The sequence below is a fragment of the Streptomyces longispororuber genome (genome assembly GCF_014656095.1).
Taxonomy (GTDB): Bacteria; Actinomycetota; Actinomycetes; order Streptomycetales; family Streptomycetaceae; genus Streptomyces; species Streptomyces longispororuber.
In genome coordinates this window covers 1-24,496 of record NZ_BNBT01000003.1, presented here as the reverse complement: position 1 = coordinate 24,496, position 24,496 = coordinate 1, and the positions used below count along the sequence as shown (strand labels likewise).

General features: G+C 68.3%; 27 protein-coding genes and 1 tRNA gene. 8 read left to right on the top strand and 20 right to left on the bottom strand.

Going from position 1 to position 24,496, the window contains the following annotated elements; translation table 11 throughout:
- Positions 1-606: 606 nt before the first annotated feature.
- On the top strand, positions 607-2,862 hold the full coding sequence (locus tag IE330_RS01475) for a transglycosylase domain-containing protein (protein WP_190133953.1): 2,256 nt from the start codon (positions 607-609) through the stop codon (positions 2,860-2,862).
- Between the two features lie 157 nt (positions 2,863-3,019).
- On the opposite strand, the gene IE330_RS01470 is transcribed toward IE330_RS01475, so the two are convergent.
- Positions 3,020-3,487, bottom strand: coding sequence for a GatB/YqeY domain-containing protein (locus IE330_RS01470; RefSeq protein WP_190133952.1), 468 nt, complete (start codon positions 3,485-3,487; stop codon positions 3,020-3,022).
- 140 nt (positions 3,488-3,627) lie between these two features.
- Here IE330_RS01470 and IE330_RS01465 point away from each other — a divergent pair, with 140 nt between their 5' ends.
- From IE330_RS01465 to IE330_RS01455, 3 genes are all read left to right on the top strand, one after another.
- On the top strand, positions 3,628-4,563 hold the full coding sequence (locus IE330_RS01465; protein ID WP_190133951.1) for a metallophosphoesterase: 936 nt from the start codon (positions 3,628-3,630) through the stop codon (positions 4,561-4,563).
- A gap of 109 nt (positions 4,564-4,672) precedes the next feature.
- Positions 4,673-4,746, top strand: a tRNA-Pro gene (locus tag IE330_RS01460).
- Positions 4,747-5,013: 267 nt separating this feature from the next.
- Entirely contained in the window at positions 5,014-6,969 is a 1,956-nt protein-coding gene (locus IE330_RS01455; RefSeq protein WP_190133950.1) for an ATP-binding protein, read from the top strand.
- An 81-nt stretch (positions 6,970-7,050) separates the two neighbouring features.
- On the opposite strand, the gene IE330_RS01450 is transcribed toward IE330_RS01455, so the two are convergent.
- The 16 genes from IE330_RS01450 to IE330_RS01375 form a co-directional block, all read right to left on the bottom strand.
- Positions 7,051-8,565 (bottom strand): LacI family DNA-binding transcriptional regulator, encoded by a 1,515-nt coding sequence (locus IE330_RS01450; protein WP_190133949.1) that lies wholly within the window; start codon positions 8,563-8,565, stop codon positions 7,051-7,053.
- Positions 8,566-8,637: 72 nt separating this feature from the next.
- Positions 8,638-8,958, bottom strand: a complete 321-nt coding sequence (locus IE330_RS01445) for a helix-turn-helix domain-containing protein (protein ID WP_190133948.1) — start codon at positions 8,956-8,958, stop codon at positions 8,638-8,640.
- A gap of 229 nt (positions 8,959-9,187) precedes the next feature.
- The gene (locus tag IE330_RS01440) at positions 9,188-10,354 is read right to left on the bottom strand and encodes a DUF3631 domain-containing protein (RefSeq protein ID WP_190133947.1); all 1,167 of its coding nucleotides are present in this window, start codon (positions 10,352-10,354) and stop codon (positions 9,188-9,190) included.
- Positions 10,351-10,707, bottom strand: a complete 357-nt coding sequence (locus tag IE330_RS01435) for a hypothetical protein (protein WP_190133946.1) — start codon at positions 10,705-10,707, stop codon at positions 10,351-10,353. The genes IE330_RS01440 and IE330_RS01435 overlap by 4 nt, the downstream gene beginning before the upstream one ends.
- On the bottom strand, positions 10,704-11,594 hold the full coding sequence (locus IE330_RS01430; protein WP_190133945.1) for a bifunctional DNA primase/polymerase: 891 nt from the start codon (positions 11,592-11,594) through the stop codon (positions 10,704-10,706). Before IE330_RS01430 ends, IE330_RS01435 begins: the two co-directional genes overlap by 4 nt.
- Positions 11,591-12,349: a DNA cytosine methyltransferase gene (locus tag IE330_RS01425; RefSeq protein WP_229925260.1), complete on the bottom strand. Its 759-nt coding sequence runs from the start codon at positions 12,347-12,349 to the stop codon at positions 11,591-11,593. Before IE330_RS01425 ends, IE330_RS01430 begins: the two co-directional genes overlap by 4 nt.
- 86 nt (positions 12,350-12,435) lie before the next feature.
- Positions 12,436-12,894, bottom strand: a complete 459-nt coding sequence (locus IE330_RS01420) for a hypothetical protein (protein ID WP_190133944.1) — start codon at positions 12,892-12,894, stop codon at positions 12,436-12,438.
- Between the two features lie 18 nt (positions 12,895-12,912).
- A complete protein-coding gene (locus IE330_RS01415; protein ID WP_190133943.1) occupies positions 12,913-13,107 on the bottom strand; it encodes a hypothetical protein in 195 nt (64 codons plus the stop codon).
- Positions 13,104-13,379, bottom strand: coding sequence for a hypothetical protein (locus IE330_RS01410; RefSeq protein ID WP_190133942.1), 276 nt, complete (start codon positions 13,377-13,379; stop codon positions 13,104-13,106). The genes IE330_RS01415 and IE330_RS01410 overlap by 4 nt, the downstream gene beginning before the upstream one ends.
- A 141-nt stretch (positions 13,380-13,520) precedes the next feature.
- Positions 13,521-15,749: a cell division protein FtsK gene (locus tag IE330_RS01405; RefSeq protein ID WP_190133941.1), complete on the bottom strand. Its 2,229-nt coding sequence runs from the start codon at positions 15,747-15,749 to the stop codon at positions 13,521-13,523.
- A gap of 233 nt (positions 15,750-15,982) precedes the next feature.
- Positions 15,983-16,300 carry a hypothetical protein gene (locus IE330_RS01400; RefSeq protein ID WP_190133940.1) on the bottom strand — a complete coding sequence of 106 codons (318 nt, stop codon included), beginning with the start codon at positions 16,298-16,300 and terminating at the stop codon, positions 15,983-15,985.
- A gap of 3 nt (positions 16,301-16,303) precedes the next feature.
- Complete coding sequence (locus IE330_RS01395; protein ID WP_190133939.1) at positions 16,304-16,696, bottom strand: RRQRL motif-containing zinc-binding protein; 393 nt, start codon at positions 16,694-16,696, stop codon at positions 16,304-16,306.
- A complete protein-coding gene (locus tag IE330_RS01390; protein WP_190133938.1) occupies positions 16,696-17,346 on the bottom strand; it encodes a GGDEF domain-containing protein in 651 nt (216 codons plus the stop codon). The genes IE330_RS01395 and IE330_RS01390 overlap by 1 nt, the downstream gene beginning before the upstream one ends.
- Positions 17,343-18,338, bottom strand: coding sequence for a DUF2637 domain-containing protein (locus IE330_RS01385; protein ID WP_190133937.1), 996 nt, complete (start codon positions 18,336-18,338; stop codon positions 17,343-17,345). The genes IE330_RS01390 and IE330_RS01385 overlap by 4 nt, the downstream gene beginning before the upstream one ends.
- Complete coding sequence (locus IE330_RS01380; RefSeq protein WP_190133936.1) at positions 18,335-18,622, bottom strand: hypothetical protein; 288 nt, start codon at positions 18,620-18,622, stop codon at positions 18,335-18,337. Before IE330_RS01380 ends, IE330_RS01385 begins: the two co-directional genes overlap by 4 nt.
- Positions 18,623-18,774: 152 nt before the next feature.
- Positions 18,775-19,152 carry a RapZ C-terminal domain-containing protein gene (locus IE330_RS01375; protein WP_190133935.1) on the bottom strand — a complete coding sequence of 126 codons (378 nt, stop codon included), beginning with the start codon at positions 19,150-19,152 and terminating at the stop codon, positions 18,775-18,777.
- A 410-nt stretch (positions 19,153-19,562) separates the two neighbouring features.
- Here IE330_RS01375 and IE330_RS01370 point away from each other — a divergent pair, with 410 nt between their 5' ends.
- Both IE330_RS01370 and IE330_RS01365 read left to right on the top strand, forming a co-directional pair.
- The gene (locus IE330_RS01370; protein WP_229925259.1) at positions 19,563-19,898 is read left to right on the top strand and encodes a GntR family transcriptional regulator; all 336 of its coding nucleotides are present in this window, start codon (positions 19,563-19,565) and stop codon (positions 19,896-19,898) included.
- Between the two features lie 158 nt (positions 19,899-20,056).
- Positions 20,057-21,304 (top strand): NsdA family TPR-like regulatory protein, encoded by a 1,248-nt coding sequence (locus IE330_RS01365; protein ID WP_190133934.1) that lies wholly within the window; start codon positions 20,057-20,059, stop codon positions 21,302-21,304.
- 34 nt (positions 21,305-21,338) lie between these two features.
- Here the strand turns inward: IE330_RS01365 and IE330_RS01360 are convergent, their stop codons facing one another.
- From IE330_RS01360 to IE330_RS01350, 3 genes are read right to left on the bottom strand one after another with little or no spacing between them, the layout of a single operon-like run.
- Positions 21,339-21,743, bottom strand: coding sequence for a PIN domain nuclease (locus IE330_RS01360; RefSeq protein WP_190133933.1), 405 nt, complete (start codon positions 21,741-21,743; stop codon positions 21,339-21,341).
- Between the two features lie 11 nt (positions 21,744-21,754).
- On the bottom strand, positions 21,755-21,955 hold the full coding sequence (locus IE330_RS01355) for a type II toxin-antitoxin system VapB family antitoxin (RefSeq protein WP_190133932.1): 201 nt from the start codon (positions 21,953-21,955) through the stop codon (positions 21,755-21,757).
- A complete protein-coding gene (locus IE330_RS01350) occupies positions 21,927-22,745 on the bottom strand; it encodes a hypothetical protein (RefSeq protein WP_190133931.1) in 819 nt (272 codons plus the stop codon). Before IE330_RS01350 ends, IE330_RS01355 begins: the two co-directional genes overlap by 29 nt.
- A gap of 519 nt (positions 22,746-23,264) precedes the next feature.
- Here IE330_RS01350 and IE330_RS01345 point away from each other — a divergent pair.
- Together IE330_RS01345 and IE330_RS01340 are read left to right on the top strand one after the other, a co-directional pair.
- Positions 23,265-23,639, top strand: a complete 375-nt coding sequence (locus IE330_RS01345; RefSeq protein ID WP_190133930.1) for a hypothetical protein — start codon at positions 23,265-23,267, stop codon at positions 23,637-23,639.
- Entirely contained in the window at positions 23,636-24,298 is a 663-nt protein-coding gene (locus IE330_RS01340; RefSeq protein WP_190133929.1) for a hypothetical protein, read from the top strand. The genes IE330_RS01345 and IE330_RS01340 overlap by 4 nt, the downstream gene beginning before the upstream one ends.
- The last annotated feature ends 198 nt before the right edge of the window (positions 24,299-24,496 follow it).

Sequence of the window (24,496 nt, the reverse complement as noted above, 5' to 3'; positions counted from 1 at the left end):
CCCCCCGGCCGGACCACACCCGCTCCCGGGACCGACCCCCCGCCGGCCCGGCCGGACCATGCGGGCTTCCGGAGGAGCCGCACGAAGCTGAACGAACAGCGAGGGAACGACGTAGGAAAGGGTACGGAGCCATACTGCCGTGACAGTTGAGAGCAGCTTAGGCCAATGCATCTCCGCCTGTCCGGCGAATCGATACGTAGGCACCGCCCGTCGCCCTGCCGTCAAGACGGCCCGCGGAGGTGTTCTTCGGGCAGCGGCCGCTTTCGCAGCCCGCGGGCGCAGGCGGGACCGGCGGGCGCACCTGGGACCGCGGGCGCACGCGGGACCGGCGGGTGCACCTGGGACCGGCGGGCGTGGGCGAGACCCGCGGGCGTACGCGAGTCGCGGCCACGGCAGCGGCGTACGCGAGAAGTGACCACGGCAGCGGTGTACGCGGGACGCGACCACGGCAGTGGCGTACGCGAGACACGGCCACGGCAGCGGCAGCGGCCCGGCCCCACCAGCCCCGCCCCCCGCCCCTCCCCGGATGTCACGATCCGGCACTCGAACATCCCGAGATCCACTTGCTCCCTCGGAACGCCCTTATCTACGGATTAGGCTGCACCCATGGGAAACAAGCGATCGGGGGGCGGCCTCTCCCCAGCGCAGCAGGCCGCCAAGTTCCTCGGCGTCAGCGTGCTCGCGGGCGCGGTGCTCGCCGGGATCGCGCTGCCCGCCGTGGGGGTGATCGGCCTCGCGGCCAAGGGTTCGGTCGAGGGCTTCGACGAGCTCCCGGCCAATCTGAAGCAGCCGCCGCTGAGCCAGCGCACCACCATCCTGGACGCCGCGGGCGGCCCCATCGCCACGGTCTACTCGCGGGACCGCACGGTGGTCCCGCTGAACCGCATCTCCCCGTACATGCAGAAGGCGATCGTCGCGATCGAGGACTCGCGCTTCTACGAGCACGGCGCGGTCGACCTCAAGGGCATCCTGCGCGCCCTGAACCAGAACGCGCAGAGCGGCGGCGTCTCCCAGGGCGCCTCGACGCTCACCCAGCAGTACGTGAAGAACGTCTTCGTGGAGGAGGCCGGCGACGACGCCGCGAAGGTCGCCGAGGCCACGCAGCAGACGCTCGGCCGCAAGATCCGCGAGCTGAAGTACGCGATCCAGGTCGAGGAGGAGCTCGGCAAGAAGAAGATCCTCAAGAACTACCTGAACATCACGTACTTCGGCCAGCAGGCGTACGGCGTCGAGGCGGCGTCCCAGCGGTACTTCTCCAAGCACGCCAAGGACCTGAAGCTGCAGGAGGCCGCGCTCCTCGCGGGCATCGTGCAGTCGCCGAGCCGCTACGACCCGGTGAACGACGCCACGGAGGCCAAGCAGCGGCGCAACGTCGTCCTGCAGCGCATGGCCGAGACCCGCGACATCTCGCAGGCCGAGGCCGACCGCGCGAAGCGCAGCCCGCTCAAGCTGAACGTGAGCCGCCCGAAGAACGGCTGCATCACCGCCGTGAAGGGCGCCGGGTTCTTCTGCAAGTACGTGGAGAAGGTCTTCCTCAACGACCCGGTCTTCGGCAAGACCAGGGAAGCCCGCGCCAAGCTCTGGAACCGTGGCGGCCTCAGGATCAGGACCACCCTGGACCCGCAGACCCAGCGCTCCGTACAGGACTCGATCAAGGACCACGTCTACCAGACCGACGACGTGGCCACCGCCGCGACCATCGTCGAGCCGGGCAGCGGCAAGATCCTCGGCATGGGCCAGTCCCGCCCCTTCGGCTACGGCAAGAACGAGACCGAGATCAACCTGTCCGTCGACCGCGCGATGGGCGGCGGCGCGGGCTACCAGCCGGGCTCCACCTTCAAGCCGATCGTGGCGGCCGCCGCCCTGGAGCGCGGCATGTCCGCGGGCAAGCGCTACTCCGCCCCGTACGAGATGCCGTACCCGGAGCGGATCTCGGCCTGCGACGGCAAGACCTGGGTGAACACCGGCGGGCAGAAGCTCACCAACGAGAACGAGTCCGAGGTCGGCCCCTACCGCCTGCGGGAGGCCACCGCGAAGTCCGTGAACACGTACTTCGTGCAGATGATCGACGACATCGGCATCTGCCCGGTCACGGAGCTGGCCGGCAAGATGGGCGTCGAGCGGGCCGACGGCAAGCCGATGGACCAGGCCCCGTCGATCGCGCTCGGCACCCAGGAGGTGTCGCCGCTGACGATGGCGAGCGCGTACGCGACGTTCGCCGCGCGCGGTGTGTACTGCACGCCGATCGCCATCGAGTCGATCAGGACGATCGGCGGGAAGTCCCTGCCGGTGCCGAAGTCGAAGTGCTCGCGGGCGATGTCGGAGCGGACCGCCGACACGGTGAACACGCTGCTGCGGGGCGTCGTCGAGGACGGCACCGGCCGCCAGGCGGGCCTCGGCTCGCGCGCGAGCGCGGGCAAGACCGGTACGACGGACTTCCGGTACGCCGCCTGGTTCGCGGGCTACACCCCGAACATGTCCGGCGCGGTCTGGGTCGGCGACCCCGCCCACGAGCGCAAGATGATCGACATCTCCATCGGCGGCCGCCCCTACGCCCGCGTCTTCGGCGGCGAGGTCCCCGGCCCGATCTGGCGCGACGCGATGAGCGGCGCCCTGGAGGGCAAGCCCGCACCGGGCTTCGAGCGGGTGCACCTGCCGGGCGACGGCGACGACGGCCGCGACGGCGGCGACGGCCATGACGGCGGCCGGGGCGGCGACGGGGACGACGACAAGCCGGGCGACGGCAACGGCGACGGCAACGGCGACGGCGACGGCGACGGAGATGGCAACGGAGATGGCAACGGCAGCCCGTGGCCGGGCGTGATCGGCGGCGGGGACGGCTTCGGCGGCCGGGGCGACTGACCCCGCTGATACGGCTTCCGTTACGTCTACGGGGGCGGCCCCGAGCTCTTGGGCTCGGGGCCGCCCCCGTTCACGTACGAGTAGAGGGAACTCGTACGAGTAGAGGGAACTCGTACGAGTAGAGGGAAAGGGAAGCGGACGGGGAAGGGAACGCGGATCAGCCGCCGGCGAGCAGGCGCTTCACCGTGGCGGCGACGCGGCCGCCTTCCGCCTGACCGGCCACCTTCGGGTTCACGATCTTCATGACCTGGCCCATGGCCTTGGGGCCCTCCGCGCCCGCGCCCTTCGCCTCCGCGACGGCGGCGGCGACGATCTGCTCGAGCTCGTCGTCGGAGAGCTGCTTGGGCAGGTACGCGGCGAGGACCTCGCCCTCGGCGCGCTCGCGCTCGGCCTGCTCGGGGCGGCCGCCCTGCGCGAAGGCCTCGGCCGCCTCGCGGCGCTTCTTCGCCTCGCGGGTGATCACCTTCTGCACCTCGTCGTCGGAGAGCTCGCGCTTCTCCTTGCCGGCGACCTCCTCCTTCGTCACGGCGGCGAGGGTCAGCCGGAGCGTCGAGGAGCGCAGCTCATCGCGCTCCTTGATCGCGGCGTTGAGGTCGTCCTTGAGCTTCGACTTGAGCGTGGTCATGCGGCAATTGTGGCAGGTGGGCAGGGCGGTTGGCCCCTTCATTTCCGGGCCGGGGCCGGGCGCCGGGCGCGGGTTCGTACCGGGTTGGTCTCCCGGGGCTCGCCGTCCGGAGGGCGTACGGGGTCTGACACGATGGAGGTATGCGCGCGCGATACGCAGTACCTCTGGGAATCACGGCGACGGCCGCGGCCGGGATCGCCTACTCGGCGGGCATCGAGACCCGCCTCTTCCGCCTCCGGCGAGTGACCGTCCCCGTGCTGCCGCCGGGGATGCGCCCCCTGCGCGTCCTCCAGGTCTCGGACATCCACATGGTGTCGGGCCAGCGCAGGAAGCAGCGCTGGCTGCGCTCGCTTGCGGGCCTGCGCCCCGACTTCGTGATCAACACGGGCGACAACCTGTCGGACCCGGAGGGCGTCCCCGAGGTCCTGGACGCGCTGGGGCCGCTCATGGCCTTCCCCGGGGTGTACGTCTTCGGCTCGAACGACTACTACGGCCCGAAGCTCCGCAACCCGGCCCGGTACCTGCTCGAGAAGGTGCAGGGGCGCCACGGCCTGAACGGCAACCCGCCCGCCGTGGGCGTGATCCACAACCCGTGGGAGGACCTGCGCGACGGCTTCGACGCGGCGGGCTGGGTGAACCTCACGAACACCCGGGGCAGCCTCAAGATCGACGGCTACGAGATCGCGTTCACGGGCCTGGACGACCCGCACATCAAGCGGGACCGGTACGAGCGGGTGGCGGGCGGCCCCGACGAGGCCGCCGACTTCTCCCTGGGCGTCGTGCACGCCCCGTACATCCGCTCCCTGGACGCCTTCACCGCGGACGGCTACCCGCTGGTCCTGGCCGGCCACACCCACGGCGGCCAGCTCTGCGTCCCCTTCTACGGGGCCCTGGTCACCAACTGCGACCTGGACACGGACCGCGTGAAGGGCCTCTCCACGCACCAGGCCGGGGGCCACACCTCGTACCTGCACGTCTCGGCGGGCTGCGGCGCCAGCCGCTACACCCCGCTGCGCTTCGCCTGCCCGCCCGAGGCCACACTCCTGACCCTCACGGAGCGCTCCGAGTGGACCTGACCCGGCCCCGCCGGGAAACCGGATTTCGTCTCCGGCCGCCGGTCCGCTAAAGTAATCGATGTCGCCGCGACCTGCACAGCAGAGCTGACAGGCAGCGGAGCATCGACATCGGGGTGTGGCGCAGCTTGGCAGCGCGCTTCGTTCGGGACGAAGAGGTCGTGGGTTCAAATCCCGCCACCCCGACAGTGAAGTACCAGATCAGGGGCCTGATCCGCATCGCGGGTCGGGCCCCTGAGTGGTTTCCGAAGCCTCTCGGGAGAAATCTGGGAGAAGATCTTGAACACATCCTTGCCAGGGCCGCCGATCGAGACGTCACCAAGCACCTCTCCCTCACCCGTTCTCTAATTCAGTCGCGCCGCCCATAGGGGGACGAGTAGGGTGATCCCGACAAGGGCTACCGCTCTTGTCGGGACTTCTAGGGCTGCGGTTCTAGGAGAGAAGGGGGCAGACATGCCCAGGTACGTACATGTGCCCACAGAGGCCACACCCCATCTCATCCGCCAGGCGTACGAAGCCGGCGGGCCCTACCAGTGGGCGCGAGAGGCGTGGAAGAACTCCGAGGAGAGCGGCGCGTCGATCATCCATTTCGGGATCGAGGAGCAGGCCGCAGAACGACAGGGCGTTCTCCGCCGCACGATCATGGACAACGGCACCGGGATGCGTCCGGAGGACCTCAAGGTCTTCCTCACGACCTTCGGCGGCGGCGGTAAGCCCATCGGTGTTGACGGCAACTTCGGTCAGGGTTTCAAGTCATCAGTCTTGCCATGGAACCCGTACGGCGTCGTCGTCATCAGCTACACAGCCGAAGCTCCGGACGGCGCCATGCTGTGGATCTACCGTGACGGCGACGGCAACTACGCCCTCAGGGAGTGGTCCGCCGAGGACGAGAACGGTGAGTTCGTCAGTCTCACTGACGTCGTGCAGCCGTTCATAGACGATGAACACGGCTGCGACTGGAGTCGCATCCGTCCCCCGTGGATGACGACGGGAACAATCATGGTGCTGCTGGGGTCGGGCCCCGACAGCGACACGTGGATGGGAGATCAGGAGCCCTCCCGTAAGGAAACGGTCGACGACCTCATTCGGTACCTCAACAGCCGATTGATCGAAGTACCGAAGAGGGACGGCACGCCGATCGAGACCACGGTCGTCGACCTGTACGCCAAGCGGAGCAGCGACCGTCGGGATACCCGAGACAAGACTGTTGCCCTGCCCGACGGCAGGGCCATGGTGTGGCGCCCTCGGCGCGTCTATGGTCTGCGGCACTACATCCCTGATGCTGCCGTGACAGGCACAGTCACCGTCGACGAGCACGGGACCGAGGTGGACTGGTTCTATGTTCCGGAGCCGGAGGACCCCGTCGGCGGTACCTCCGACTACATCGTCCAGCGCCCCAACGTGGTTGTGGACTATCAGGGCGAGGCCTACCACGCGGACCGGAGCAAAAGCCGATACCGCTTGTTCGGCATCACCGACGAAATCATGGGACGTACCTGGCTGATCGTCCGCCCGCCGATCTACAGCGACAGCCGGCCCACCCAGTGGGGTGTGATCACTCAGGCATCCCGCCACATGCTTTTCGGCAAGGGCGGCCTGGAGTTGCCGTGGGAAGAGTGGGGGGACGCCTTCTTTGACAACTTCCCAGAGGAGTTGGCCAAGGCGCGGGAGGCCGCCCGGGCTCGTGACACCACCCAGACGGACCCGTCGATGGCCAAGAACCTTGCACGGATCCTCGACCGGCTGAACCCTCGCTTCAAGGCATCCCGGGTTCTCAGCTCATCTCTCGGCAAGGTACTTGGTAATCCGACTGGCTCGTTCGCCGGCAGTCCAGGCTCCCGCGGCCCGCGGCCCGCCGGGGGTACCGGGCGGCCTGGAGGCACGGGCGGAACGTCGGGGCCTCGGCACGTGTTGGTACCTGCGACGGCCGGTTCGATGCAGGGGTCTCCTTCGCGAGTACGGGGCGGATACCCTGCGTTCATCTGGAAGCGCTTCGACCCCGACGAGTGCAGGCACTTGGGGCAGTACGTACCCAACGATGTGCACACCATCGACCAGACGGTGTACCGGGGCGTCGTGTACCTCAACTCCGCTCACCCTGTTTTCGTACAGGAGTTCAATCACTGGGCCGACCAGATCTGGCCGAAGGCCGATCCGACCAAGGTGCAGGAGTTGGTGCAGCGGGTCTACGGCGAAGAGGCTGTCGCACATGTAGTGCATGCCCAACGGCTTAACGGAACTCTCGTGGGCAAGACGGAAAACGATGAACCGATTCGCATCGGCGAGGAGGACGTCCGACAGCTACTTGAGCCAGCTGCCCTGTCCGCCGCGCTGCTGGGACTCGTCAACGTCGAGCAACGAATCCTGACCCAGGGCGGCGGGCTCTTCGGGCGTCGCGCCGACTCGTAAGGAACCTCAGACAACGCCAGAGTGGGGGGGTACCTACCCGTTCGGGTAGGTACCCCCCCACTCTGTACGACCCATGTCAACCTATCGATGCTCCACAAGACGCTGATGCAACAGGTCGTTGAGCACCGCGACCGGCGACGTGGGGCACATGGCCAACCGGGCGTCCAGGGACGCCTTCCACTCAACGGTGAGGTTCGCCATCAGCTCCTCGCGCATCTCTCGGGTGATGTGGGTGTAGCGCGCCTGTACCGATCCGTCGATGTGCCCCATGCGCTCATCCATGAGCTTGGGCGGGGTACGGAACCCCTCCATGCGCGTCTTGTGCGTGTGGCGCAGCCCGTGGGGGGTGAGCCCCTTCGCGATCGGCACCCAGCAGGAGTCAGCGCGGGCTTGGGCGCCTCTCCCCCGCGCAGGGACACCGGGCCAAGGTTGGGCGAGTACAGGTACGGGCCGCGCTTCCTGGGGTGCCTTCTTCGGGTACCAGCCGGAAGCGGCTGGGGTGAAGAGCCACGTGGCGAAACCGTTCCGGCGCCAGTGCTCGGCCTGGTCCACGGCGCCTCCTCCGCGGGTGAAGCCGAGAGCTTCGATGGCCTCCCGTACGCGCGCCCGGGTGGCTTCGGCTACGACGTCCGGCCGATTGAGAACGTTGGACACAGTGCCGGTGGAGACGCCGGCGCGTCTCGCCACGTCCACAACCTTCGCGCCGGTCTCCCCTGTGCGGGACACACCCTGTCCTCGGAACAGGTACGTCCTGCCGTGGCAGGCGCAGGGCTTCGGCTGCGTACGGGCTATATGGCTGGCCCACAGACGAACGAGCCATGGCGGAGCGTCGATGGTGCGGTAGCTGTCGTCCTTGGGCGGGCAGTGCTCGAACACTCCGGAGTCGAGTTCGTAGAGCTGCCATTCCACGCGTACAGCCTTGGGGCGGATGAACTCGGTCTCCAAGCCCACGATTTCGGCCCACCGCATGCCCGTGTAGCCCTTGGTGACAAGGGCCACGAATTCATCGTCACGCCCGGAGAGGAGGGAGGCTCGCTCGGCACAGAGCAGCATGCCGAGCGGATCGGTGACGACCTTCTCCGGCCCACGGTTACGCGAACGCCCAGCGCGCTTTCCCCTGCCGCGACGCTTCGTGGCGGGGTTGGCGTCTATGAGCCCGTCGTCGACGGCGTCTTCGAGCACCAGGTGGAGGGTGCCCCGCCACGTCTTCACGCTCGATACGGCGTAGAGCGCCTTCTCCTTCTTCTCCCACTTGTCGACGTCCGTGCGTTGGATAGACGCGAGTGACCGGTCCTCGAACTCGGGGAGTAAATGCTCTTCGAGGTGACGGCGGTAGTTCTGCATAGTGGAGGCAGCGAGATCCTGGGCCGCGTACCAGCGTGAGGCGTACTCACCAAAGGTGATCTGTCCAACCGCCGGGTCCTTCCATGTGCCGCCCCGCACCTTCGCTTCTTCAGCGTCGCCAGCTTGCTTGGCCTCGCGCTTCGTTCGGAAACGGATGGTGTTGCCATCCTCGTCCGCCACGGTGCCGTACTTGCCCGGCGATATCTTGTAGCGGCCACGCCAGTACGTGCCGCGGTTCTCCGCGAACCCCATGCTCCCTCTCAATGCAAAGCAGTGGGTGGGAGTCGTCGTACCGACTCCCACCCACTGCGAACTGTTCGTTTGTCAGGCGGCGTTTCGCGCGCGCCGTGGGCGACGCGCCCGGAGGTGCACCACGGGCACGCCCGATCGAGCCTGCGAGCGTCGCCGAGGTAAAGTCCCCTGTTCCTCCGAGACGTTCACGTGGTCGGGCCGCTCCTCAAGAATGTGGAAGATTTCCTCCACATGACTCTTCGTGAAGCGGTAGCCGCTGCCGCTCCGGATGAACGGGATACGACGGCGGCGCGCCTGTTCCTTCACCCACCACTCCGAGCAGTCGAGCGCCTCAGCGATTTGGGCAGGTGAGTACGTCGGGGGAAGGGCGTGATTCTTCTGACCCGAGTTCATGGCTCCTCTTCTTGGAGTCGACAGGCAGGAAGGCGGGCGGGGCCCCCTCCCTGTCAGGTCCGCTACTTCCGCTACCTCCGCTACCGCCCTGGTCAGGGGCATGATCGAGGTAGCGGATAGGGGTGCGGGTAGCGGATGGAGCCGCTAACGCCCCGGGTTCGTGGCCGCGGGACGGGTAGCGGATGGGGCGGCGCGGTAGCAGATACGGAAGGGCGATCCGCTACCGCTTTTAGGGCTCTGACGTGCCCGGTAGCGGAGGTAGCGGAAGTAGCGCACTTCCCGCGGGGGGTGGGCAGTACCGCTGCCATGCGTCGTGCAGGTCGCTCGCGTAGTAGCCCTTCATGACGCTTCCGCCTGCCTTGATGTTGCGGGCCGCGATGGGGGTGTTGTCCGCGGTCATGTACTCCCGCAGCATCCTTGAGAGCCCGCGCGCATCGAGCGGCTTGCCGCTCATGTCCGCCCACGGCGCCTCTTCGAGGCTGTGCAGCCTGTCGAGGATGGCGACGGTGGGCAGGCGGTCGATGCCGTTGAACACGTAGTCGCGCAGGTCCGTGAGGAGGCGGATGCCGATGCTGCCCTTGTCGCTGCTCTTCGCCGCGTTCACCAGCTCGATGCAGGCGGCGCGGGCCCGCTCCGGCCAGGCGCCGCCAGCCGCGTCGGCAACGGCCAGGAGGGGTTCCCACACGTCCGCGGGCCGGTCGCTGATGCCCTCCGGGAGTTCCGGGAACACCCCGTCGACCACGTGGCGGACGGACTGCGCCCACGCGGCGAGCCGGTCGCGCAGCGCGTGCCCCTCCTTCTCGTGGATGCGCTGCCGGAACGGCTCCACATGCTCGTTCGGCGCGCGGCGGCGCATGCGCACGATGACGGAGCGGGTCAGGATCGTGTCCGGCAGCGAGCCGAGACCGGCGACCGCGACCCCGCAGAACGACGGGAACTCCTGTACCTGCTGATTGGAGCCGTCCCCCACGCAGCGCCACATGACGCCGGAGCGCCGGTGACCGGCGTTCAGGAAACCGCGGAGCTGTTCGTTCTCTCCGGCCTTGGGCCCGAAGACGGTGTCGATCTCGTCGAACAGGATCGTGGGCCGTCCCTCCATGCCCGAGACCGCGCGGAAGAGCGCGGAGGCGGAGGCGTTGACCGCGACCATCGGTTGCGGCACGAGGGTTTCCACGATCTCCAGCGCACGGGACTTACCCGAACCCGGCTCCGGCGACAGGAACGCGAGCCGCGGTGTGGAGTCGAAGCAGTCGAGCAGGTGCGCGTGCGCGTCCCACAGCGTCACGGCGACGTACGCGGCATCGAGGGGGAAGATGTTGAAGCGGCGGTGGAAGGCTTCGACCTCATCGAGCAGTGCGGAGCCGTCCATGACGGGTGCCGGCGGATTGGTGTTCATGCCGCCTGCCCCCCTTCCTGGTTGCTGCGGAGCGGGCATGTGTCGCGGTGGGCGGTGTGGGCTTCGATCAGCGCAAGCACCTTGGTGTGGCCGACGGCGCTGTGGTCCCTCCCGCACAGGCACTTCGAGGTGGCCGTCGGTATGGCGCCGCGCGGCGCGCAGATGCACAGCCACGCGACCGGGAAGCGTCCGTCGCCACGGTGCGGGTCAGAACAAAGAGCAGAAGGGACCCCCTTGCGGGCGGCGCCTTTCGGTTCGCCCACGGCCGGACCATGCGCGGCGAGCGTGGCAGCGCGCGGGCCGGTCGGGGTGGCGGGAAGGCTCTTCAGTGAGGGGCGGGGCGCGCTGCTCATGCCACCCTCCGCTGACCGTTGCGGGCAATCGACCAGTTCAGACCGCTGCGAATGGTCGCCTCACAAGATCGCGGCGAAAGGCCAGCCTGCTCCCCCGCCCACTGAAGAGCCTCCTCAACCTGCTCCCTGGGAAGGTCGCCCCACGCGATGAACCGCCCCAAGGCTCGCGCCGCCCGGAGCAACGTGGCGTTGCGCTCGCCCTCCGGAGCATGCCGCACGGACGCGGTTTCCGCGTTCAAGCCCGCTGCCGCGTAGCGAGAGGCTCGTACGGCCGACGGTGCAGTCATCAGTGCCCGCGAAGCCTGACGAGCCGTCAGGCGGGCGCTCAGCCATTCTGGCAGAGGGGCGGGCGGCAAGTCGTTGACGACCGCGTAGGCGCCCATGGGGGTGAGGCTGCCGGGGGCAACGATGTAGCCGCCCCATGCGCGGGTGTCGATGCGCTTGCCGAGTCGGCCGGCCGTGTTGCAGAGCCGGACGCCGGACGGGGCGGTGAAGTACAGGTGGACCCCGCCGCTCGCGGTCCGCACCGTGCGGGTGGCGGGTACGGCCTGCCCGGCGCGCTCGCAGAGCGCCGTGAAGGTCGTCACGCCGTTAGGCGTGTCCGTACTGCTCTTCCGCTTGGGCATGTCGAGGTCGACGACGACCAACCCGGACGGACCGGTCGCGATGCCGACGTTGAACGGCAGGTCGCCCCACGCGCGGTGGATGCGGTCCGGATCGATGGTGGCGCGCTCTTCCCACTTGCGGTGACCGCCAGCGCAGTCCCCGATGCCGGGACAGACGTCTTCACCGTGAAGGGCCGGACGCTTGTCGCCGGGACGGAGCGGGAGGACGGCCCATCCCCGCTCCGCGGCGTCCAGTGCTGCGTACAGGAGGTGACGGTTCATGCCACCACCTCCAGCGCCTTGAAGGCGAGGAAGGCACGCCCGATCCACTCCGCGTAGGCGGGAGGGATGGCCTCAGTCAGTTCCTCGCGCACGTCGGTCCACGTGATGCCCATCGCGGCCTGAAGCTCCGGGACGGACGGCTTGCCCCCGCCGCTGCCGTAGGCGGCGACGTACGGACCGTCATAGAACCGGCCGTGCCGGTAGCCGCGCACCCGCCCGCGGTGCGGCACGTGAGTGGGCCGCTCGATGTTCCAGCCACCCAACTCGAAGTTGCGGTGGCGGATGACCCCAAGCCCGAACATCTCGCCGCACAAGGTCAGATCCTTCCGGATCTCGGCGCGGCCGTTGGGCTGCTCGATGACGTACGGCAGGCCCGTCTTGTCGAGCAGGTCGCGAGTGGGCGCCACGAGGTCTTCGTGAGTGCCGCCCCATCCCTGGGAGGCGTTGGTTCCCACGGTCAGGGCGCATCCGTGTTGGCAGGGCGGGGAGGCGTGAACGAACGCGTACCGCTCAATGCCCCCGGACAGGATCAGCGCGGCGAGCCGTTCGAGCGCGTCGCCCCGGTGGTACGGGAAGGGGTAGTTCGGCCGGTCGGCGATGTCGACACCGTCCACGACGAAACCGGCGCGGGCATAGCCCACGGCGGCGCCGCCGGCGCACGAGAACAGATCGAGCAGGCGCGGCCGGGGACGACCACGCCTCGTTGGGGTGGCATGGGCCGGACGGCCCTCGCCGAATAACGTTCGTTGGGTCATGCTGGACGTCTCCTGCTCTCTTGGAGGGACTGGAGAACCGGGGCGGGCGCAGGCTTGTGGTGAGACGGCGCCCGCCTCGGGCGTAGCTAGCCGTGGAAGTGGTTGCGCTTGATGACGGCCTTGCGGATCTGGACCGTGGTCCCGCCGCTCGGGCGGGACGCTCCGAGCACCTGCACGGCCACCCAGCCGCCGAAGATGACGGCGGCGAGGATGACGAGCTGGGTGATCAGCGCGGTCAGGGCGGTGATGAACGCGGTGAGCAGGAACAGCCCGCCGCACACCGCGCTGAACCCGATGCCCCCGAGGGCGATGTTCACCGCTGCGCGGGAGACGGGTGGCTTGACCCTGACCGGTTCGGGCTGGGTGGGGATGACGGCGTAGCCGGTGACGATCCGGCCGTCCGGCAGGACCACGCTCGTCACCGTCGGGATGGCGGCGGGCTGCGCCGGGATGAGCGGTGCCGCGTGGGCGGGGGTGATCGGGGTGGGGTGGTGGACTTCCACAGCCGCCGCGTCGCGGGCGGCCGGGTGGCGGTACTGGTTCATGTTGGGTGTCCTTCCTGGTCAGTCACCGAATTCGGCGAGGGCGTCGGCGGCGGCCTGGACGAGGTTGTGGATGGGCTCGTATGCGCCGGTCCCGGCGGTGAAGAAGCCGAACAGGAACAGCGCGGTGGCGGCGGCACCCCCGGCAGCCCTGGTCCTGACGGCGAGGGCGGAGGCGGCGCCGAACAGCAGCACGGCGGAGATGTTGAGGATCATCGGGAGCCTTCCGGGCGGGGGGTGTCGGTGCCAGCGCGGTAGATGCGGGCCCAGCGGTTGTAGAGCCAGCGGCCGACGCGGATGCGTTTGCCGGTCGCCTTGCAGCGGCGGCAGTCCTGGCCGCGCTTGAGGCGCCCTTGGCGGTCGGTGGTGAGTTCGTGGCCCATGCCGCGGCACTTGCGGCAGTTGCCGAACGGCGAGACCGCACACACGCTGACGTAACAGAGGGTGACCGCAAGGGGCAGAGCGATAGCGAGCAGGACGGGGGTCATGAAAGCCCCTCCCAGCGGGTTTTCGGAGGTTTCCGCAGGTGGGCCGCTATCCGCTAGCGGACTGATCAGAGCGGGTTTGGGGCGCTAGCGGGGCCGCTAACGTTAGCGGGGTGTACCGCTAGCGCTAGCGGCCCCGACGAGTCATCCCGCGTCCCGGTTTCCGTCACGCTCCGAAATCGCGGCGACGATGTGGGAGCGGTCGATGCCGCGCCGGTTGACCACCTTGCCGTCCACCCGCCGGCCCACCTGGATGGTGGACACACCGTGCGGCTTCAGGGCCGCGGCGAGCGCGTCGGGCGTCCAGCCGTCGTAGACGTCCTCGCGCAGTTCCGCGAGCCGGGCCACGACCGTTTCGGACCACACCTTCGGCTCCTCTGCCGGGACCACGGCGAGGATGTCACGCAGCAGGTCATAGCCCGCGCCTGCCTCGGCGGGGGGGTCCTCGCCGAGCGCGTGACCGGTCAGCAGACCGAGGCTTTCGCGCAGGGCGCGGGCGCGGTCGGCGACGGCTTCGGCGGTGGGGGCGTCGACGTAGGTGGAGCAGACGATACGGGCGTCGGAGCCCTCGCCGAGGAAGTAGTGCACGCCCTTCTCGGCCCAGTTGAACATCGTGGCCCGCACCCCGCGCTTGTAGGCGGAGGTGCCCAGCACCATGTCGTTCTCGGTCTGGCCCATGACCTTCAGGCAGAACCGGGCGGAGGCGTTGGCGCTGATCGCGGTCGGGATGCTGTCCTTGTCCGGGCGCTGCGTGGCCAGCAACAGCACGATCCCGGTGGCGGGGCCGCGCTTGACCAGGTCGGTGCAGATCTCTTCGAGTTCCTTGCCGTACTTGTCGTGCTCGAACCACACCTGGCACTCGTCCACCCCGACCACGATCGGGTGCAGGGCCAGGCTCTTCTTGTCGGCGAGGTCGGAGGTCACCTTCGACTCCGGGCAGATATCGCGCGGCAGGGAGCGGATCATCCTCGCCCGGCGGCGCAGTTCCTCCCGCAGGGCGCGCAGATCCTTGACTGCGTATTCGATGTCCTCGTCATCGTCCCCGGCGCGGTGGCGGTGGGCGACGCGCTCGCCGACCGGGTCCAGGTCACCGGTCCCCTTCAGGTCGTACGAATGGATCTCCGCACGCGGGTCCAGGGCCGCGATGAGCAGCAGCAGGCGCAACAGGAACGTCTTGCCCATGCGGGGGATCGCGCCGATGATCCCCGCGATGTACATCAGGGTGATCTCCACCCAGCGTCCGCGCTGGTCGGTGCCGTAGGCGACCGGGGCGAACAGGTCCACCTTGCCTGCCCTCAGCAGCGGCCACGCGGGCTTCTTCGCCTTGGTCAGGTCCTGGTCACCGACCCACAGCACCAGACGCCCGGTGTGCTCCTCCGCCACCGCTTCCGGCCATACGCAGCTCAGCGGGCGGCGCAGACCTGAGGCGAGGCGTTCGCGCCGCTCGATGATGTCGGTGACCGTCACGCCGTAGGGCAGGTCGCCCTCGGCGCGCCAGCCGGGGCCGTCGCGGGTGATCGGGGCGGTGAAGGTGAACCCGTCCCGCCCCTTGGCCTGCGCCTGATTGATCGCGGAGATGCCCAGCGCGCCGAGCGCGCGCAGGACGATGTCGGACGTGAGCCGGGTCGCCTTGGGCAGCTCCACCGCCCGGTGGATGACGGGCGCGTCGGCGCGGCGGCCGGCGTTGCCCAGGGCGAGGACGACCGCGGCGACCGACAGCGTTTGGAGCCAGCCGGGGGCGAGGACATAGATGGCCAGCGCCGCGCCGAGACCGACGAACATGGCGAGCACGGTCACGAGGGTGCGCAGTCGGACCCGGCCGTCGCGCTGCCGCGACAGCTTCAGGTAGTCGGCCGCGTCCTCACGGCGCACCGCGGCGAGGCGGACCGGCTCGCCCTCACGGTCGGCCACCCACCGCATCGTCCCGCCGACGAACCGGGCGGCGCCGGTCGGGGCCTGGAGGGTGAGGCGGGCGGCATAGACCGGGGCCCGGAGGGCGTGGTAGCCGACGGTGTGGGCGTAGTGGCGGGCCACCCACGCCGACGCCGTCCGCAGCTCCGACAGCGACCGCAGCCACGCCGGGATGACCGGACGGCGCCGCGCGCCCTGGAGCCGACCGAGGTAGCCCGGTCCGGCCGCCCGCGCGGTCGGCGAGTCGACCAGCGCGGCCGTACTCGGGGCGGCCGACCCGGTACCCGACGGGTCGGTGTCGGAGTCGGGCGACTTGTCGGCGCCGGGTCGGGTGGTGGAGTCGGCCGACTCGGCGCGAGCCGACCGTGCCTTGGCGAGGTCGACCACCTCGCCGCCGGAGTCGGCGGCCATCTCGGCTTCCAGTCGGTTGAACAGTTCGTTCTCGTCGTCGGGGTGCTTCACTGAGACTTCCTTCCGGAAACGGCGGGAAAAAGGGCCCGGCCGACGCTGTAGGAGGTGGGCGGCCGGGCCCGTGCAGTGATGGTGCGCGCCCTACCGGGCGGTAAGGGGCAGGATTCCTGCCCCCTTGTTGAGGGGGTACAGTTCTTACCCCCCACGCGATCAAGCCGCGTTGCCAGCAGAGCGGCCTAGGGTGGCGGTGACGTATCCGCCGAGCGGCGCGCTAGGGGCACCGGTCACCACCAACTGGACGACTTCTTGGCGGCCTTCGCGGTGGCGGCCTCCGCGACGACGCGCGCCCGCTCCTTCTGCAACGCCTTCAGCTCCGACTCCAGTCGGGTCACGACGGATACCGCGACGGAGTCGAGGTTGTGTTCGGCGCGGGCGGTGGACCGGCCCCGCGCGGCCCGGTAGCCGCCGGCGGCCAGGTTCCGCACGACCTTGCGCCGCTCGGCACCGGTCAGCGGCCACATCTCGCCCTTGCGGACAGCCTCCAGCTTGCGCGTCGTCAGCTTGATCTCGCGGTCCAGCTTGCTCGTGTTGGGCTTGGCCATCTCTCAGGCACTCCTCGGCATTTCGCAGGGTTCGGGGTAGGCGCAGGACACGCACATGCCGAGCGAGACGGGGATGACGTATCCGGCATCCGTGCGGCACTGCGGGCAGGTACGGCGGGCGAGCATCGCGAGGGCGAGCGCACCCCACTTTCGAGAGGTCATCGGCCGCACCGGCTTCGCGCGGTCGACGCGGTAGAGGTAGGCGACCTGAACCCCGGACTTACGGCCTCGGTGGCGGCGCATCACCTGAGCCGCGACCGGCTGTCCGCCGGGGCGCAGTCCGGCCGCGCGCAGCTGGCGGCGGGTGGCGTAGCCGTCCGGGGCGAACCGCCACGGGTAGGTGGGGAGTCCGAATCGGTCGCCGGTCGGGTCGAAGCACTTGCCGTAGGCGGACATCAGGCAGCCACCTCGACGACCGGAGCATCGGAGCGGACGCCGGTACGGCCTGCGCGGCGTCCGGCGAGGGTGGCGAACAGCCGCCCCAGCCCCGCCCGGCGCATTCCGGCGCGGGCCTGCTTGGCCGCGTACATGGCCTCATCCGCCCGCCGCAGCAGGGCGGACAGGTCGTCTGCGGGGAAGTCCGCGGCGCGTACCCAGCCGAGACTGACGGTGGTGCGTGCGGCCGGGTCCTGGCCGCCGACCGGCCGGGCCAGCACACCGTGCAGGACAGCGAGCGTGTCCCCAGCGGTGCCTTGGTCGTCGATGAAGACGGCGGCGAACTCATCGCCCCCGAGCCGCCCGGCAACGCCGGAGCGACCGACGTGGTGAGCGAGCCGGTCGGCGGTCGCCTTCAGCAGCGCGTCCCCAGCGGCGTGCCCGAAGGTGTCGTTGATGTGCTTGAACCTGTCGACGTCGGCGAGGACGACGACCGCGCGCGGGTCCTTCAGCAGGACCTGAGCGCGACGAGTGAAGCCCTCGCGGGTGCGTAACCCGGTGAGCGGGTCGCGCCGGGCGGTGCTCAGACAGCCACGCAGCCACCACACATGCACCGCCCACCCGGCCGCGAGCGGCAGCGCGGACAGCAGAACCGTGGCCAGGGTGTTCACGCCGCCACCCCCTCGGCGCCATCGCCGGACGCCGTTGCGTCGCAAGCGTCCACGGAGTGCAGCGCACGGCCGTCGGCCCGTTCGCTCTTGAGGGCGTCGCGCAGCGTGCGGGCGTTGGCCTGCGACACATGCAGCGTGGTGCGCAGACGGTCCGCGGTCAGCTCCGCGTCCGTCCACTCAGCGGTTACCGTGCGCGCCTCGGTCAGCAGTTCCTCGAGGGTGCGCTGCGCCCTGGCCTTGGCGGGGGCCCGGCGGCGCGGGCGCGGCTTGGCGTCGACCGGGGGTGCCGGCGGATTCTCTGCCGGGGGCGGTGCGGGCGTCTCCTGATCGGTGGCAGGGGCCAGTTCTCCCATCCGCAGCATCACCCGCTCGCGCCGCGGGGTCTTCGAGCGCCACTTACGGCCGTAGCGCTCGCGCAAGTCCGCGCGGGCCAACTGCCGTTCCTTCTCCCGCGCCAGCGCCTCGGAGTAGGAGGTGACCTCCCACAGCGTCATGCGGCGCCACAGCGCGAAGGTGGAGGGGAAGGCGAGCAGCCAGCGGGAAAACCGGATCTTCTCCATGCGGCGACCGGTGACGGCGCCGATCCGCACGGCGTAGATGTGCGCGCCGATCTCGGAGAACACCACCCACAGCAGCGGCATCGTGCCGTGCGCGACCTTGGCTGACAGGGAGTGTCCGGCCGCGATGTTCAGCCCGCACGTGATCAGCGTGAGCGCCCAGGGCACGAACCGCACCCACGCCAGCGCCATATCCATGCGGATCAACAGCAGGTTGGCCACGGTGAAGACGGGGATGGCCACGTCGATCCCGACCGGCAGCATCCACGGCTCGCCGAAGCCCCAACGAGCCGCGGCAGCGGACACGGCGTCGAAGGAAGAGATCAGACCGAGCGCGCCGACTCCAGCCGCGGCGAGCGCACCCAGTCCGGCGAGGCCCGTTTCCGGGCGGGTCAGCGGCGGCACGGCCGAACGCTCGATGGCCTGCGTCGTCATGCCGCCACCGCCTTACGCGTCGCACGGCGCCGGGCGGGGCGCGGCAGCGGAACGACGTCGAACAGCTCCGGGTGCATATCGATGACCTCGGCAGCGATCCGGGCCACGTCGTCGGCGAGGCCGGGGTTGTCGGCGAGAATGTCGCGGGCCGCATCCAGGCGGGCCGCACGCTCCTCCTCGGTCTCGCCCTCGACTCCGAGCCACAGTTCGACCGGAGTGCCGAGTGCAAGTTCCACGAACTCATCGGTGGAGACGGCCTGCTGATGGCCAATGAAGGTGCGCATGTCAGGGCTCCTCGTTGGAGGGACAGGCAGCCGGAGAGCCGCAGGCGTGTTGGTGAGACGGCGGCTGCTCCGGGCCCCGGCCGCGAGCGCGGCAGGGGTGAGTGCCCCGGTCGGGAGTCGAACCCGGCCTTCGACCATCGGGGCGGTGGGGCTCAACGCTGGACGACGGGCTTGTCCAGGTCGCGGTGGTGGACTGTCACGTCGTGTCCGGCGTCGCTCAGCACCTCGGCAAGGGCGCGGGCGAACACCGGGGCACGGTGCCGGCCGCCTGCGCATCCGTCGGCGACTGCGATGACTCCGGCCGACGGTCCGGATGCGAGTGCTTCGACCGCGGATGCGGTCGCCAGAACCAAGGCCGCGACCCCCGGGGTGCTCAGCACCGCGGCACGGACCGGCTCGTCGTTGGCGGTCATGTACCGCAGCTCCGGCGACACGTGCGGGTCACGGAAGTGGCGCAGGTCGACGGTCAGGTGTGCGGTCGGCGGTTCGTCATGCAGGTATCCGAACGAGGTGATCTCAACTTCAGACATGAGTACTCCCAGGAAGTGAAGGGATGCTCCGGCTCCCCTCGGCCCCGCTCGTACGGGACGAACGGAGGAGGCAACCGGCGCCGGAAGAGAACCGGCGAGGTTGAACGGGGCGCGGGTCGTGCTCCGCGCGGGCCGCCTTCTTGTCGCTGAGGACAGGCGGTAGATCCTCAGTCCACTGTTGAGTTCTCAAGGTGCGATCAGCCCGGGGCCCGCGGCGCGCGGCCTAAGCCGCCTTCCGACCGCCGCAAGCGGCAGCCATACGGGCAGTCCCGAACCATTCGTGCAGGTCAAGCAGCCGCTCTCCCGAAGCTCGGGCGGGCTCTCACTGACTAGCCTGTACTAGTCTGCTGTGGTGCACAACCCCTGTGAGGTGATGCGCTCTAGTTCGCTGTGGTGGGTACGCTCAGAGCATGACTGTCACAGGAGGGCCGAAGCCGAAAGCGGTGCAGGTCGCGGACGCACTTCGCGACGACATCAAGAAAATGAAGCCGGGAGACAAGCTCCCGTCACAGCGCGAGTTGATCGACCGCTTCGGATTCGCGAGCCAGACCATCCAGAACGGCTTGGCCGCGCTCCGGGCCGAAGGGTTGATCGTGTCGGCCGGAAACCTCGGCAACTTCGTCAGCGACGGGGCTTCCCCCAGCAGCGACGTGCGCGACGACATCAAGGAAATCCGCTCCCAGATTCAGGCGTTGGCTGAACGGGTCGCAGCGCTCGAAGAACGCTCCGCCCCGAGTGGTGCGTGATCTGCAACCAGCATGCAGAGAACGGGAGTTGTGACGTAAGTGACAGCCAGGGGACGGCGAAGCGGGAGTGGGGACATGTCCAGTGACACCCCTGTGTCCCCTTCCCTGTCCCCCTGGCCCGCGGGTGAGACTCGGAGTAGGCACTCGGAGGAGGGCGCATGACCGACGACAGGCCCGCATGGGCGCGACGCATTGCTGCCGAACGAGCGGCCCGTGACTGGTCGCAGCGTGACGCCGTAAGAGCGCTGCGGGCGCACGCTCCCACGGAGCTGCCGGCGGAAGACAGCATGATTCGGCAGTGGAAGCGCTGGGAGTCAGGCCAGATGCCGAACGACTTCTACCAACCGATCATCGCTGCCCTCTTCGGCACCGTGACGCACGCGCTCTTCCCGGCGCCCTCGCGGCGCGACGGAGACAGGGAGATCCTGGCAGCGTCCGGCATGGAGACGCTGGAGATCGTGAGCCGTCTCAACCGGTCCGACGTCGACAACGCCACGCTTGACGCCCTTCGGATTACGGCAGACCGGCTCGCCTCGGAGTACCCGTTCATGCCGAGCGAGCAGCTCCTCATCGAGGGGCGACAGTGGCTCCGTCGCGTCGTTGATCTCCACAAGAAGAGCCTCACGCTCGCGCAGCACCGCGAGGTTCTCGCGCTGTCAGGGTGGCTCGCGCTACTGGTCGGCTGCGTCGAGTACGACACGGGCGACCGCCACGCGGCTGAGTCGACGCGACAGGCGGCGCTCTCGCTGGCGACCGAGGCCGACCATGCGGAGGTCGCGGGGTGGGCCTACGAGATGCGGGCATGGTTCGCCCTGACGACCGGCGACTATCGCGGCGTCATCGCGGCGGCGCAGGCCGGCGCTGAGACGGCGCAGCACCATGGCGTGGCTGTGCAGCTCGCGGCGCAGGAGGCCAAGGCGTGGGCGCGGATCGGCGACCGCCGGCAAGTCGAGGTGGCCTTGGACAAGGGGCGACGGTTGCTCGAAGGAATGCCGTACCCCGGGAACCTGGACAACCACTTCGTGGTGGACCCAGCCAAGTTCGACTTCTACGCAATGGACTGTTACCGCCTTGTCGGCGAAGACAAGCTTGCACGCACGCTCGCCGAAGAGGTGCTGAGGGCAGGAACAGATTTCGACGGCACCGAGCGTTCCCCGATGCGGAACGCGGAAGCGCGGGTCACGCTGGGAGTCACGGCGGCGCGTGAAGGGGACTTGGAGCAGGCACTCATCATGGGTGAGCGGGCTCTCGAAGGGGACCGTCAGTCCGTGCCGTCGCTGATCATGACCAGCCGCGAACTCGCCGCCGAGATGCGGCGTCGGTACAGCTCCGAGCCTGCGGCACAGGACTACCTCGCGCGACTAAGCACTCTTGGACAAGAAAAACCAGGATTCTTGCCGCAGTGATGGGGCAAAACAAGCTCCGTTGAGCGGATCAACGTTAAGGAACAGAACCGCGCGGCACCACCCACTCACCTTTCTGGCCGGTAAATTCTACGATGCGATCGAAATCCGAGTCGTAGTGGAGGAGCGTGAGCCCATATCGTTGAGCGACGGCAGCGATCACCAGGTCCGGAACCTTAGGGCCTCTGTGCTGTGATTTCGCGGCGAGTTCACGCTGAACACTGAGCGCTTGTTGCCAGTCGTCTTCTTCTGTTTCGACGTACGTGAAGGCGGCGCCACGCATTGCACGAATCCGCTCATACTCAGCCGGACTCTGCGCAGAATAAAGCGCCTCAATGTCCAATGCTCCGCAAGTGGCAACAACTCCACCGCGAATCAAAGGCTCAAGCCGGGCGGCAACAGTGGCGTGCTTATACCGGTTCATCGCACTGTTGTCCACCATGTACAACGGATCTAGTGCCACGCCTCGTTCCGTAGCCTTTCAAGCTCTTCCGGATCTCTTGAAGACATGAACTCAAGGAAATCGTCGACGAGCTTTTGACGCGCAACTTCCCGGAGTGCTGCATTTACTGTATCGCGACGGTTTGTAGTACCGAGGACCCGTTGAGCCTCATTGAGTGCCGACTCATCGACGTCCTCTACGCTTGGCCCCATTTCTCTTCCTCCGCGGCTTCTCGGTGGTCTCCATGCTACGCTTTGAGCAGGTTCGACACAATCCGCCATGCAGAACAAAAGTCCCGATGCGAAGAATCAACGGCTCAAGTTCATTTTTCACAGTGCGGCAATGGTCGCACGTAAAATCCTCTTGAATGCTAAGAGGAGAATTTCCGCGAACGATTTCCTGACCCTGGTATTCCCAGCACTGGTTACACCACCATCTTGTGTCACCGAGCAGGATGTTCCAGGTCTGAGCCGAATCCACGTGCAAGTGGCCACACTTCGCTGTCGACTCCGCAAGCTTTTGATCCAGGAGCCGACGGCCCCACGTCTCGAACTTTCTGTTGCGGATCATCCGCCGTGAAGGCGCTTTCTCCTCCACTCTCAACCGCGTGGCTTTACTAGCAGCGGCGTAGATGTCATCGGCTGAAGTGGATCCACGCCGCTCACGGAATCCTCGAAGTTGCGGCAGGAGATTTTCATCCGAAGCAGGGCAGTTGCGGCGGTGAGCAATGATTGCGGCCACAGCTTCAACGCCTTCAAGCTGCCCAAACGGGTTCGCGTCCAGCGAGGCATTACATTCTTCGCAGGTGCCGGACAGAACGGCGTCTCTACGAACTCGAAGCGCGTACTCCAACTCAGGAGGAGCGCCCGCCGGCACGGCTGGCAACACGAACATTGCGCTGCCCATACCCCAGAGCTCGTCACCGTTGTCAGCAACGGATATAAATTTCGGCTCGCTGCCATTGGCATACGCTTCTGCCAGCGCGGCCTTTAACTCCGACATCCCCATGTCTGTGTCCCACACCCCCCACCTCGCAGCCGTAACAGTCTGCCAGGCTTGTGCTCCCGCGAGAAGGTGTCAGAGCGGGCATCACGACCGGATGGCCGAACACACGTCCGCAAAGCGCCGTGAGCTGCACCCTTCGCTTAGCAATCTGCGCCCCGGAGGGCGGCAGTCGGGGGTCAAATGAGGTGGACCGCACCCTGAAGGTCCCCGACGGCAGTGGAGTGTCCGGAGGCGAACAAGCAGGACTGCTGGCGCAGATCCAAGGTCACGAGGTGCCTGATGGCCTTCGGGAACATGTCGTCACGAAGCGAAGCGGCACCGTCGCAGAGCTCCCGTAACGAGCAACGCACAGGGGCGCCCCGCGATGTGGGGCGCCCTACGGCCTACCCGGGGTCTCTGCGTCTTCGTCGGCGCCCGCCAGTCCCCTCGTGTCGTGCTGATCCAACTCTCGGACATTCAAGCCCCGTTGGTCGTACCGTCACAGCACAGACCCACCCGAAACGACCAGGAGAGAGCGTGATCGAATACGTCGCCCGATCCGGGCCCCCGGAAGCCATGAACTGCCCGGCCTTCATCTGCGACGCATGCCGCCAACAGGTCGTCGGCGCAGGCATCGTCACCTGGGCCACAACCATCGGAGACGGCCGCAGTCGGACCCACAGCCAGTCCCCCTTGTACGTCGCCCACAAAGGCGAGTGCGGACGCAAGGTCGAGGCCATGCTTCACGCCGGCTACCCGGCGAGCGACGGATGGATCGATCTGTGGGACGACATCGGCGACTTTCTCAAGCAGCTCACCCACAACGCCACCAACGCATTCACCGACGATGCCGACGGCGAATACCACCAGCATCGACTCGAAGGCGCCAGCACCAACGGGAGGATGCAGTGACAGGCAAGCAGCTCACACCGCAGAACGCGACGATCACCACCGCAGCCATCCAGGTACAGGCCCTGACCATCGGCAAGAAGCAGGTCACCCTCGCTGTCTTCCGGCAGCTCGAAGACGAAGCCATCATCAAGCCCCTCGACGCTGGCTTGGCCGGCGAACCCTGGGGGCGCGTCAACTACCACCCAGACAAGTGCGCTGACGGGAAAGAGCACATCCACGTCGTCTGGCAGAAGGGCGACGAGCTGCGCCGCGCCACCGTATACGCACCGTCAGTTGCCGCGTACAAGCACCCGACCGCCGGCCTGTACGTCGAGGCCCTCATAGCCGAAGGGCTCGACCACCGGGACCCCCGAGCTAGCAGCGCTGGCCGAGCCGATCGCATTCAGGTGGTCAAGGCTGGGCGAGAGGGCGGAGTGGGCATCACGCGCTTCACGCATCACGGCGTGCAGTTCCACGGGCCAGTCCGGTCCGACTTCCTCACCGTGTTCCACAACCACTACCTCCGGCGCGACGGGGGCGAGGACCTCTGGCACCGAGTACGGCATGTAGCTGGCCCAGAAGCTACGTCGGAGAGCATTGCTACCGCCCTCCCGGCCCTCGCCTACAACACCTCGTGGCGGCAACTGAAAGATCTTCCGCAGCTGTTCATCGCGGTCTAACAGCGCGACGGCGGGGCCCGACCGAGCCAGACCTCAAGCACCTCCCCGGTCTCTCCAGCCCTTCACCTGATAGGGCAGATACAACAGTCAGCCACCCCATATGGGGGCCAAACAGGGGGCCAGACGCAGCGACTCCGCCGAAACGGTCCCCGACGAGCGTGAGCTTGGCGTGGGCGCCGGCGCCCACGCCAAGCTCAC